General features: G+C 58.7%; 9 protein-coding genes. 5 read left to right on the top strand and 4 right to left on the bottom strand.

The window, feature by feature from the left end; translation table 11 throughout:
- The 3 genes from F3H98_RS27920 to F3H98_RS27910 form a co-directional block, all read left to right on the top strand.
- Positions 1-299 (top strand): transposase (locus tag F3H98_RS27920; protein WP_149763914.1); only part of this gene is annotated, 299 nt, incomplete at its 5' end.
- A 79-nt stretch (positions 300-378) separates the two neighbouring features.
- On the top strand, positions 379-861 hold the full coding sequence (locus F3H98_RS27915) for a transposase (RefSeq protein ID WP_149763912.1): 483 nt from the start codon (positions 379-381) through the stop codon (positions 859-861).
- A 208-nt stretch (positions 862-1069) separates the two neighbouring features.
- Positions 1070-1336, top strand: a complete 267-nt coding sequence (locus F3H98_RS27910; RefSeq protein WP_149763910.1) for a hypothetical protein — start codon at positions 1070-1072, stop codon at positions 1334-1336.
- Positions 1337-1581: 245 nt separating this feature from the next.
- On the opposite strand, the gene F3H98_RS27905 is transcribed toward F3H98_RS27910, so the two are convergent.
- The 3 genes from F3H98_RS27905 to F3H98_RS27895 are packed head-to-tail and all read right to left on the bottom strand — an operon-like array spanning position 1582 to position 5835.
- Positions 1582-2646: a hypothetical protein gene (locus tag F3H98_RS27905; RefSeq protein WP_149763908.1), complete on the bottom strand. Its 1065-nt coding sequence runs from the start codon at positions 2644-2646 to the stop codon at positions 1582-1584.
- A 25-nt stretch (positions 2647-2671) separates the two neighbouring features.
- Positions 2672-4078, bottom strand: coding sequence for an argonaute/piwi family protein (locus F3H98_RS27900; protein WP_149763906.1), 1407 nt, complete (start codon positions 4076-4078; stop codon positions 2672-2674).
- Positions 4075-5835: an SIR2 family protein gene (locus F3H98_RS27895; protein ID WP_149763904.1), complete on the bottom strand. Its 1761-nt coding sequence runs from the start codon at positions 5833-5835 to the stop codon at positions 4075-4077. Before F3H98_RS27895 ends, F3H98_RS27900 begins: the two co-directional genes overlap by 4 nt.
- 373 nt (positions 5836-6208) lie before the next feature.
- Here F3H98_RS27895 and F3H98_RS27890 point away from each other — a divergent pair, with 373 nt between their 5' ends.
- Positions 6209-10165 carry a HEAT repeat domain-containing protein gene (locus F3H98_RS27890; RefSeq protein WP_149763902.1) on the top strand — a complete coding sequence of 1319 codons (3957 nt, stop codon included), beginning with the start codon at positions 6209-6211 and terminating at the stop codon, positions 10163-10165.
- 614 nt (positions 10166-10779) lie between these two features.
- Positions 10780-10992 carry a cold-shock protein gene (locus F3H98_RS27885; protein WP_149763900.1) on the top strand — a complete coding sequence of 71 codons (213 nt, stop codon included), beginning with the start codon at positions 10780-10782 and terminating at the stop codon, positions 10990-10992.
- Between the two features lie 513 nt (positions 10993-11505).
- Here F3H98_RS27885 and F3H98_RS27880 read toward each other — a convergent pair.
- The gene (locus F3H98_RS27880; protein WP_149763898.1) at positions 11506-11886 is read right to left on the bottom strand and encodes an SDR family NAD(P)-dependent oxidoreductase; all 381 of its coding nucleotides are present in this window, start codon (positions 11884-11886) and stop codon (positions 11506-11508) included.
- Between the last annotated feature and the right edge of the window lie 41 nt (positions 11887-11927).

Below are 11927 nucleotides of genomic sequence, written 5' to 3'. Positions count from 1 at the left end.
TCCTGAACGCCTCGCGGCGACCGTTTCCCTTTATCCGAATGGTGTTCGCCGATTCTGGATACCGAGGACCGCGTGTGGCCGAGGCCACCTCCATCGCAGTCGAAATAGTCAAAAGACAGCCAGATCAGATCGGCTTCGCCGTGCAACCGAGACGTTGGGTCGTGGAACGCTTTTTTGCGTGGATCAGTCGCAACAGACGCCTATGGAAGGACGCCGAGGCCACCATCGAATCCGCAACAGCATTCCTCTACGCCGCAGCCGTCATGATCCTTGTCCGGCGCATCGCACGAAATCAATGACTTTCGGCACGGACTCTAAGGTCCGTAAGTTCTTGATGTTGCGCGGAAGAATGAACGTTTGACATCATAGGGGGATTTTATGGCCGACCTCAAGGAAACCGAACGAAGCCAGGCTTCGACCGAAGCGCTTGCGAAAGAACCGACGCATGAAACGACGCATGAAACCAGGAAAAAAGCACCGAAGCCGAAAAGGGCAACCGGACGTGCCACGCGAACCGGAGCCGCCAAGTCGGGCAAGCAGGCGCCTTCTTCTGAAGCGGTCGCTCCCCTAACGGTCCGAACGGTGCGGAAAATATATTCTGAAAAGGAACGGGCCCAAAAGCTCGGCGAGATCGAGAAGCAGACAGGTCGGGGAGACAGCATCAAGGACGCTATCAAGAAAGCCGGCATATCGGAACAGACCTACTACCAGTGGAAGAAGGCCGCCGGACAAACGCCGGGCGGCGACGAACTCAAAGATCTGGTAAAGCTTGAAGAAGAGAATGTCCGCCTGAAGAAGCTCCTTGCCGACCGCCTTCGCAAGGAAAACGCCGAACTCAGGAAGAAGCTCGGGCTCGGTTGAGCCGGCGTTGAGGGAAAGAACAAGGCCAGCTTTGTGGGCTCGGTGGACCGCCTCTGGCCGGAACTCGCCTACGAGATGGCCGATGCATTCTTCGCCATGCTTACGAGCCAACGCGACGGCGGTCCACCGGCTGCCAAATCCAGGAGACGAATTGCCCACTATCGAAAGATCCAGCAAGATCGGCCGAGCGGAAACCGCGAAAAGGCCGATGACGCAGGCAACCAGCCCCTCGCCGATGATCGCCATCATTGAGCTGCGCGCGTTGATCGGCGCCGGCGCCGATGTGCCCACTGGCACCGCCACGCGCTTGACGGACGTTCTCAGGGATTCCTTCAGGCCGTGGTCCGATCCTGCCGAATCAGTCAACGAGCTGACGATCCTGCTCCTCCATGACAAGCTGAAGCCGATCGAACGCGACTGCGCGCTCGCCATTCTGAACTCGCTTGACATGGCGCTGCGCAGGCCCCGCACCTGACTCCAACGATCTCAGAAGCTCGTTCCCGAACTCAGGATTCCTCTGGATGCGTAGCCCCAAGTTGCAAATTATGCGACTTTCGAAGCACAAATTATGAACATACAGGGAGGAGTCGTGCTGGGTTCGAACGTGTCACCCTGAGGACAGCTTCGCGCCGCAAAATCGGACGCTCAGCAGACCTTCGTGGTATCGCAGAAGCGGACATCTGATCCTTGCCAGAGACGATGGTGATGACCCGTAAGTGGTTACACCGTCACCTGAAAATCAAAATTCGGCTGGAGCACAAACTGCCACAGCGGAAGTGCGCTGCCCTTGTAGTCCTTGGGTATCTCAACGCTGAACATCTGCGGGTCGTACTTCACATCGAGCGCGAAAACGCCCGCCTCCTCGTCAATCGTCAGTTCCCGAAAAGCGGCGCTGACCATTGAACTGAGGTTTCCCAATATCTGAAACTGCTGCTCCTCGGATGGCTCTTCCGGCCTGGACACAAAGTCCATGGAAACGAGGCGACCATTGACGATGTTGGCCGGCATTTCCGTCTGGTCCCATTTTCCATACCTCATGAGGTAGAACGCGATCTTCCTTTCGATCTCGTCGGTGATCAACTTGCCGGCGCAATACATTTTGATTTCGCGGATCGTGAAGACGGCCGTCCCGTCCTCCTGAACGATCGCCCGCTCGTCTTCCGCATCGCCGATAAATTCAATGCTCAAGGGCGGCAGAGTGGCGATCATCCGGTCGCCCAAATGCGAAAACTCGTTTCGCGCCATTGCGTAAGGCAAATCGATGTACGCCCGGCGGCTATCGACGAGGAAGGCCTCGGGCGACAACAATACCCATTGGTTGATCCGCGAAAAGTAGATGGCGATCTTGAGCTTCGCGCGATTCATTTCCGCATACGAAGCCAGCCTCGCAAGGTACGACCGCGTGATCGTGTAGCGCGAGCCGAAATCCTTCATGTGGAAGTTTTTCACTTCGATGAGCAGCAGATCGCCCGTGTTGGTAACGACACGGTAGTCAGGAACCAGGAACTCATCCGAGCTGGAAAACGAGGCGCCGCCATCTTCCTGCTTGATGTACTTGCACTCGCCTAAGGCCCCTAGGACATGGGCAAACATTGCCTCCACCCGCTTGCCATGCAGGATGTTTGGATTGGCGAGCGTCGCTTTGAGCGACGTCGACACCTGACGCTGAAAGGCCTCCAGGTCTTCCGGGATGTCAATGCGATACCCCTGTTGGCGCGCGAGCGCGGCGTACAGCTCAAGCGCGTCGAACGTCTCGGGTTCGCGGGGCAATCGCTTCATGGTCATCCTGCGAACTCACTTGAAGTGCCGATCACATGAAATTCCGGAAGTCGTAGACCTCGTCGACCATGTTCGGGTTTTGCTGGATGATATCGGCAAATGCCTTGGAATAGCCCAGCGTCACTGGCAGCTTTTTGTAGAGGGTGTTGTTGTTCCAATCCATCTTAGTCAGGCCCAGGATACCGGCGCAGGTGTCATGCCACCCGCCTTCGCCCGAAAATCTGCGGATGAGGACCGGTGAGGGCGTGGGTTTCAGTGCACCCTCCTTGTAGACGTCTCGGGTTGACCCCTGCATGTGAACCCCGCGCACGCTGCCTTGCGTCCAGAGCAGGGCCTCGTTCGCGCTGACGGGAATGTAGGTGCCGCGCGCCACCGGGTAGCCATCAGGCTTGTCCTGCATATTGTATCGGATCCCCTGCCACGGGACGTTCCTAACAATCTGCACCAGCTCCACATCCGTGCCGTCCCGGAAAGTGTCGATGGCACCAAGGATCTCGTCTTCCTTGAACTCGGTGTTCTTATGCACCGTGATCCTATTCGGGGATTTCCCAAAATGAGCGCTTTGATAGATTTCGAGGCTGCGCGACAGCACGGCCTGCATCTCGAGGTAGGAAAGATAGGGGTTCTTACGTCGGTCCTGAGTGAACTCCCGCGCATCGTATGCGACGAAACGGAAGCCGGTACCGTCCGGATCGAAGACCTGGCTGCAGCAGGTCGTATAGTGATTGCCGGCGCCATCCGACTTCATGGCGTAGCTGATCCCGATGAAAGCCTCATCGGGATTGAGCCCTGCAAGCTTCCATGGAACGCCGCCAGCCTTGGCGTAGGCCGCGACACTTAAGCCCCACATCACATTTGCGCGGCAGGAACGCTCGAAGCTGTTCTGCCGCACGATCTGGATCGGTATGTCCGAAGGGGCGGAGTATGCCTTCAGGAAATCATGAAAGTTGAAGTTCTCGCCTTCGAAGCACGCCGCCCAGCTGGGTGGTAGATATATCAGGGCAACGTCGAAACTGCTGCGGAGCGTCCGCAGCCTGGCGATGCATTGGAACAACTCCGCCGCAAGGCGCTTCTTCTCGCCGTCGCGGGCATGTTCATCGAGCACGGACGGAAAGGAGAGCAAGAGGCGCTCATCCTCGGGCGCGATGGGAATGCGGAAGACCTCTTTGAAGCCGGGATAATCGGGATAGTAGTTGGTGGCCTCTTTTGGCCTTGCCGGACGCTGCATTTCGGCAACCAGTCCCCGAAGCTTGCCGACGTCCCGCTCCGGCGCCAGCATCGCGAGACGCAAGCTGCTGGGTGCAGCGTAGCGCAGGCCGTAGGGACCATGCTGGATGAGGCCTGCGAGAGGGTGTTTCCCAAGCTTGTCCCCGGCAAACCGAAGCTCCGGTTCGGGAACAGCGGCATATCCGCCAAGTTCGGAAACCAGCGCGCTCATGCCGTAAGCTTCTTGGAGAACGCCGTACGGGTCCCGACTTGGAACGTCGGGTTCTCGACGTCACCGCCGCTGTCGAAGGGCCGGAATTCCAGATCGGCATTGCGTTTGTCGGTTCCCAGAATGATTCCGGTCCACGCCTGCAAAAGCTGGTTGTGGAGGTTGTTGAACCGTCCGCTCTTCCTCTTGTTGAGAAAGTCCGCCGCCACCGATCGCGCGTGGGCGGGCCATATCCAGATATCGGGCTCCAGCAGCAGCCAGTCCCTGCCTTCCTTGCAGTCCAGCGTGACGCGCAGCGACTCTGCCCAGCGCACCTTGTCAGCTTCGGGATGCTCGTCGCTGACGGGGCTAAGCAGGCCGGGGATGATGCCGGTGATCCTGCTTACAAGCGCCTGCAGATCGCTCAACGCGCCGACATCTTCGGCATGGGGATCGACAATAATGTATCCGGCGGAGGGCTTCATCCGCGGAAGGAGTGGCTTGTCTTTGGTCAGCGCCAGAATGAGCGCCTCTTCCACGAACGCCTTGAAGTGCAGGTTTTCCGGCGCCTGATAGTCGGCAGGAAGATCGAACGCTGCTATCTCGGCCAGCTTGTCCCCGAAGCACTCCCGGATGTCAGCTTCCTGTCCCCAGGCCCAGATCCGCTCACCCTTTGTCACGATCACTGCATCGCGTTGCTCTCTGGTCGCTTCCCGAAGGTCTGCCCATTCCTGCGGTTGGTTGAAAGTGAGCTCGAAGCAGCGACCCGGCAGTTGGACGGGCAAACCGTTCAGACGGAGCAACGGTTTCGCATTGCCGTGGTCCGGCAAGGGGATGCTCACGGCCGAGAGATGCACCTTGCGAACTTTCCCGTCGAGGCCGGGAGGTTTGCCGTCGATGTTCCGCCAGAGGCGGGACGTGAAGGCATCGAACGTCTCGATCTCAACATACCCTGCCTTCACACCGGCGCCGACGGCCTTGGCGATCAGGGCCTTGACGGATGGGTGTACAGACGAGCCCTTCAGTCCGGTCCAGTACAGGCCGTGGGGGAATGGGTTCGGCGCGTCGAGCACGTCGCTCATCAGCTTGATGACGCTGGCATCCCGCCCGCTATAGCCGGCAACGACAAGCCCGAAGCGCGTGCCGGAGGCCACGAACGCTTTCGATAAGTCCTCGTTCTGCACGGCCAGGTCGGCGCTGAGATTCTTCAGGCTCTCGAACCTGAAGTCGCCATGGAGTTTGCAGTAAAAGGGGTATTCCTCATTCAGGACTGCGTTGGCCGCCGAAGCCGTGCCTTCGAGGGAATAGGCTTGAAGCGATCCGCCGCCGACCTCTGCTACGGCCTTCTCGACCACGCTGTCGAAATTAGTGGTGAAGACCGCACGGCACATCCCAGCCGCCAGCAGCCCGCCCAGAACCCTGTTCCCTACGGACAGGGTGACCTTGTCTTCGGACAGAATGCCTCTCAGATATTTCCGTTGCCGCTCATGGTCGTCACCGAAGATTTTCTCAAAATAAGTCGAGTACTCGGCATCGGACCACAGGGGTGGAAAGCCGCGGGAGTCCATGAAGGCCTGGATGGTCGTTCGTACCGCGTCGTTCTGGACGTCCTGCGGGGATACCTCCCGGTTCTCCTCGCGCGTGTAGTATCGCCGCTTCAGGTCCCAGATGACGTCGCCGGCGGTTGGCAGGCCCGCAGTGCGCGATGCCCCAGCACCAAGGAACCATGCGAACTGGGATGGTCTTTCAGCGATAAGCGATATGAGTTGCGACTGGATCATGGTTCATGTCTACAGCCACGTGGCCGTCGCGCCAATGCTCAGCGATAGAAGTCCTGAAATAGTCATCAAGCAGTTCCGCGTTATCGAGCTTGAGGATTATCCGGCCGTAGCTTTTTCAGGATCGTGACAAGTGTCTGAGGGTGACCGTGCTCAGTACGCTGGTACATGATGTGCGTGGCGATTTTGATCTTTTGATGTGTTCCCCGAATTCCATTGATGGATCGGTCGGCGTTTGAACCCGACTGCCGTGCACACTTTGTGTGATCAAACCATGAACAGGTTAGTCTGGCCTTGAACTGGTGTGGAAATTCGGATCAGAAGGCTTGAGCCCGCTCTGCGCTCTTCGGTGGGTGAATGATGCTGGGGGCAACCAATGAACGACCGTAAAGCTAATACTGGCGACAAGCCGGCCCCCGGTGGAGCCGCCGCGCTCGCTGGGTTTGAATATCAGCTGGATGTTTCGGTGCTCTTTACCCTCCGGCTCTTGCTGATCACTAAATCAGCTTCGCGTGTCACCCTGGAACCTGCCGATGACGAGGACCTCGAAGCGGATCTGACCGAAGATGCGCCAGGGCGTGTCCAACCTTCCGCAGTGGTATCAGGCGGCGGGAAAATAGTGGTCCAAGTGAAATTGTGGAACGGCGAGCCGTGGTCGCTCGACGATTTCGACGCACTGCTGAAACACGGCAAACGGCGCAAACCTGCCTACGAGCATCTTGACGATCCGAATACCCGTTTCTTGCTGGTCACTTCTGCGGCCGTCAAAGGCAAAGCCATGGACTTGGCCGTCCGGGACTTCGAGGAGCGCCCCGATCCCAAGACGTTTCCTGCTTCACTCGGAAAGACGTTGAAGAAGGAACCTGAGGGTCGCGTCGCTATTCTGGACGGCTTCACACCGCAATTTCTTGATCTTCAACTAACCAATATGCTGGGTGACCTCCTCTTGGTGCCCAAAAGCAGGCAGGCAGCGTGTCGACAGAGCCTGCGTGAGGAGGCTCGAAAACGTATGCTCGGAACCGTTCCCGGAGCATGGACGCGGGAGGACATCGAAGGCACCATCCGCTTGGCCGGCGGCCAAGCGGTCGCGACGGAATCCGCCACGTTCGTGGAGCCCTCCAACTATGCAGACATGCTGGCGATGCTGAAGAGCCGAAATGCGCTGGTCATTACCGGACCATCGGGTACGGGAAAGACGCAGGCCGCACTGGCATTGTGCGAAAGAGTGCGCCGCGAGGACGGTAATATCGAGATCATACGGCTGGGGGCTGACGACAACCCCGTGGTCACGAGAAAGCTGGGTGGGGCGACCCCGAGCCTCTTCTACATCGAAGATCCTTGGGGACAGTACAGCCTGAGGCCCGGCTCCGAAGCATGGACTACCCAACTGCCCAACCTACTCGAGAACGCACGTGCGGACCATCTCTACGTAATCACCTCGCGGTCGGATGTTTTGCAAAGTGCGAAGGCAAGTGATGGCCTCGCGCCTTGGTCCGTCCCACTCGACGCGGATCACTATGGTGAGGGACAAACGGGGAAGATTTACGACAAGCGCATGGCACTGTTGCCCGCAGGGATACAGCCTCAGGCACTCGCCTTCCGCGGGGACGCATTGGAAGCCCTGGCGACCCCTCTGGAACTCGATCGATTTTTCATGGGGCTCGCCGAGGGCGCACATGAGCGAGAAGAAAACCACGCCTTTTTTCGCCGCATCAAGGCTGCTGTGCACCGCGGCGCAATCGAGACAGTCACCCGACAATATCTTGACGCGCTTGACCGCGACGGCTGCACGTCTGTTCTGTGGTGCGTGCTGAAATCAAGGGGCCAGATCGACCGAAAGCAGTTGACTGCCGTTGCCCGCGCCATAAGGCAGCTTGTGCCCGCGCTTGGCGACGGACTTGTTGGCTTCACGGACAGATTGATTGCCGCCCGGCATCTCAGGCAGCCTTCGGCCCACATTTCCTTTTCCCATCCGAGTGTTCTGCAAGGGTTCGAGGCTTACCTCGCCAGCGACATGATCCGGACCGAAGCGAACTTCGCGCTCACCATTGAGTGTTTGGTTTCAATTAAGGGAGAGCTCGCACAATGGGGGCTGGAAACCGCGGCAAGGGCGACGCGTGCGGTTCAAGCATTCAGCCCGGAAAGTGCGGCGGAGGTGCTCGACAGCGTCCGAGACGCGGTAGATCAGTGGTTGAGTGACGCGTTGCTCGACCCGCAATCCGACTTCGTGCCACTTCTTCAATTGGCTTCCGATATCGGAACGGAGCGGTCCAATCCAGCGCGGTTGGCGCGCTGGTTTCGCACCGGCTTCAAAATCGGTGGCGCCATGTTCGATGAGAACTGGAAGGCGCCCGTGTTCGACGACCAGTGGTATGCTGACATCTCGGCTGACAAGAGGAGCCGACCGATCGCAGACCGTTTCGTTCGGGAACACCTGGCGCGGGAGACTGATTGGTACGGACAGAGTTTTCCGGCAAAATTGGACAGGATTGCTCCCGGCCTGGCAGGTGCATTCCGTGATGTCCTTATGTCGATGATCGGAGGCGGATATGCCGGTAACGTTTCGCTCCTCGTCAACGGCGCGATCAAAGACTTTGCCGGGTATGCCGGGTTGCTCGAAGCGGCGCTGGATGACCTCGATACGTCCGTAGTTGACGAGTCGGGCAGCAGAGAATGGGAAGCGATCCTAGATGGCGAACGAGATACCGCGTTCGAAGAGCACTTCACCGACGGTTTCGACGACGAGACCTATGTCTCGCGTGAAATCGTGGACAAATTCGTCAGGGTAACGAGAGGCGGCGGTAATTGGCGTCACTTGGTGGATCATCCGCGGTCGACCCAACTGGTCCGCGCCTGGGCAGACGACATTCTACGCGCAAATGCACCCGCTGGCGTTTCCGAAATCGAAGCCTTGGCTGCTGTATCGAAGGGCGCCGACGATGAGGTCACCGCCATAGCGGCTATCCGCGAAAACTGGAGTGAGGTGCAATACCCGTGGTTACAGGCAAGGTTTGCGTCCGCCATGCGCGACGAGGATTTGCGGAGCGCCTTGGTCAAATGTGCGTTGGCCAACGCTCGTGAGAAGCTCTGCAGGGAAATGCTTCCGACGGAGCCTCAGGATCGCGTCGGCGTCCTTGTCGATATCGCCCAAAATCTCTCCACCATCGAGGACGATAACGAACGGCAATGCAAATTACGGGACGTTCTAACTTTCTTGCCGGCGAACTCTGCGCGGCTTTTCGCAGCGTTCGCTAATGGTGGACCGATGGAAGCGTCGTTGGAGGCGGAAGATATTGCCGCGTTGACCGCAGCGGCTACTCAAGCGTCACCCTCCACGTTAAAAGAAATCCTACCGCTTCTGAGAATGAAAGGAGTTGACGTAAACGCCTGGGTCCGGCGATGGCTGGAGCAGACCGACGAGAAGTCATCGGCCGAGGCGGCAGCCTCTGAAGCGATCTTATCGGACGATCCCGACTTGTGGCGCCTCGCCTCTCGGCATGTGCGTGCCGCAGCAAGGGTCGTCGGGTTCAAGCGTCTTTGCGTGGCGCACGCCGGCCCTCTGCCGGCGTTTCTCTTAGCCTTTCGCCAAGACTCTAGCAGTTTCGTGCGCTCTGCCTTGGTGGAAATTTTGGGACATCGTTCGCACCCGGATCACGTCGCGACCCTGGTGGAGCTGGTAGCAGATACCTGGTCAACTCGGGACCGGCACGACGAAGAAGAATGCTTCCGGATCGCTCGCGTGGCCTTGATGGCCTTGAATGGCTACGCATCTCTGCCGGCACCCACTCTGGACCGAATACTCGACATCGCAAGAGACACCAAGGATCGAAAGCTACGCCAGTCCGCGTTCAGCACCGTAGCCTTAATGGGTAATCGAGCCCATCGAAGCAGTCTGACGGATATCGTCAAAGACGGCAGCGGTTGGATCCGAGTTGACGCAATGATCGCGCTGGGAGGAGCTCCCCTTTTGGAGCCGGAGATGCTGAAATTGTTGACTGTTGAACGGGTGCTGAGACTTTGGGCGCCACTCGCAGTTGTAGCGACCTCGGTCATAGCTTCACATCTCCCTGTGGACCAGGCGAGGGTCTTCGTCGAGCGTCTTGCTTCCCATTCTGCTCGGCGGTCCTTGGTTGTCGTCGGTGCGAGCACACTATTGGAGCGCGCCAGCGAAGCATCATCCAAACTTCTGCGTCTGCTCGGCGAAAACCATCCGGTGCGTATGCTGGCCGACCCTCAAGCGAAACTCCCCTACTCTGCGCTCGACGATCTCGGTGATGTGAGGGTCCGCCATTGGGTCGGAGCATTTCTCGGCGACAGGATTGAGAAGGCGTGAGCCTTTCTACTTGACCTGAATTAGCTGGAGCGATGCTTTCTGGAACGGCCGCTGGGGGCTTCGCTATGACTAAAGCAGATGGTCCGCTGCCGGCCCCAAACGCGACGTCTGAATATGGTTCAGCGATGACCGCCCTTGGCGTCAATGTCGGCGATTGAGGACAGCTTTGCCGGTTTCTTAAAGCAGAAATTGCCGACGACCACGCTAGAGGTTGCGGCTGCGCCAGTTCCGGACCTCTCACCTTCATGACCTTCGGTCGCCTTCGCGCCTGGAATCGAAATTTGCAGCGCGCCGGGGTTCGTTGCACTCGGTTCTCTGATCGGGGCTGGTCAGCGGCAGCACATAGGCGATGACCATCTCGTCGCCGAGGCTCCGCGAATGCCGGAGGCGTAGATATCGTATCGCCCGCCACGCCTGGCGACGCGGCCTTGCCGATATGCCCATAACGTGCGAAAAAAAGTGGCGCTCGGGCATATGGCGACCCGGAGAACTGGACCGTTTTGGACGACCTCTTCCCCACATCGTGAACACTCGACGCCACGCGGCCAAACCGCGGGGATAAGCGAAACCGTGCGCGTTGCACGGACGCTTTGCCAAACAGGGAGGAGTTTCCCATGGCTACTACAGGTACAGTAAAATTCTTCAACTCATCCAAAGGCTTCGGGTTCATTACGCCCGATGGCGGCGCGAAGGACGTGTTCGTTCACGTTTCGGCGCTCGAGGCGTCAGGTTTGCGCACGCTCGCGGACGGCCAGAAAGTGTCGTTCGACATCGAGCCGGACCGCATGGGCAAAGGCCCGAAAGCAGTCAATCTCAGCGCAATGTAAAGTCGTTTAGGTTGGGCTGGCCAGCAACTAGCGCGGCCAGCCCAACCTAACTGCCTGGTAACCTTCCCGATTTCGAGCAGCGCGAGGTAGACGCACTGCAGCACGCTGGATGCCGAGTTCGAATTCGTCAAATCGAAGGCGTACGGGATCGCAATCGCAATCAGGGCCAAGGCGGCGCTCACCAAGGCAGCCGGCCTGATGGAGATTTCCGCGGACTACGAGAGGGAGCTCGGCCGCCGACTGGGGCCAATCGTCGCTCAACCTCAACGAGCACGGCGCGTCCGAGCGCCTGGTCAAACGGTCGGTCCGAATAGAGGTGCAGTCGCCCCTTCTCGACATGAAAGGCATATAGCGGTTGGGGATTAGGCGAGCACGCCGACGACAGTGGCAATCACAAGAGGAGTCGCGCCTTAAGGTAGCAAGAAGGAGGTGGCGGAGTCGCTTAGGAAAACGCATCGCCGACCCTCCATTCAGTCCGCCGCACCCGCTGTCATCTCGGAATGATTGCAGCTGTCACCAAACGGTGTAGCCGCCGTCGATGACGAAGCTCGCACCCGTTACATAACTCGATGCCGGAGATGCGAGATAGACAGCGAGAGGGACTATTTCCTCCGGTTCGCCGGCCCGTTCCATCGGGACGCCCGCGACGAAGCTGTCGATTGCCCGACGATCGGTCTGCTCCCACTCGCGGTTTGCATCGGTCATGAAGAGCCCGGGGCAGATCACGTTAAAATTTATGCCGAAGTGGGGCCAATCCGCGGCGACCGCCCGCGTGAAATGAATCACCGCAGCCTTGGACGTCTCATACTGTCGGCCGGCGACGTCGCGATTGACGATCTGACCGGAGATCGAGCCAACGTTGACGATACGACCACCTCGACCGCGCTCGATCACCTAAGCGAGATCGTGCCATATCGGTTTGTTCAAGAAGCGCT

It is taken from the genome of Neomesorhizobium albiziae (assembly GCF_900114255.1).
Taxonomy (GTDB): Bacteria; Pseudomonadota; Alphaproteobacteria; order Rhizobiales; family Rhizobiaceae; genus Neomesorhizobium; species Neomesorhizobium albiziae.
Note: the sequence above shows the minus strand (reverse complement) of the source record. Positions and strands in the feature narration are given on the sequence as shown.

Excerpts from the sequence above, each read along its gene's own strand:
- F3H98_RS27915 (WP_149763912.1), top strand. The coding sequence starts at position 379 with ATGGCCGACCTCAAGGAAACCGAACGAAGCCAGGCTTCGACCGAAGCG.
- F3H98_RS27910 (WP_149763910.1), top strand. The coding sequence starts at position 1,070 with ATGACGCAGGCAACCAGCCCCTCGCCGATGATCGCCATCATTGAGCTG.
- F3H98_RS27905 (WP_149763908.1), bottom strand. The coding sequence starts at position 2,646 with ATGACCATGAAGCGATTGCCCCGCGAACCCGAGACGTTCGACGCGCTT.
- F3H98_RS27900 (WP_149763906.1), bottom strand. The coding sequence starts at position 4,078 with ATGAGCGCGCTGGTTTCCGAACTTGGCGGATATGCCGCTGTTCCCGAA.
- F3H98_RS27895 (WP_149763904.1), bottom strand. The coding sequence starts at position 5,835 with ATGATCCAGTCGCAACTCATATCGCTTATCGCTGAAAGACCATCCCAG.
- F3H98_RS27890 (WP_149763902.1), top strand. The coding sequence starts at position 6,209 with ATGAACGACCGTAAAGCTAATACTGGCGACAAGCCGGCCCCCGGTGGA.
- F3H98_RS27885 (WP_149763900.1), top strand. The coding sequence starts at position 10,780 with ATGGCTACTACAGGTACAGTAAAATTCTTCAACTCATCCAAAGGCTTC.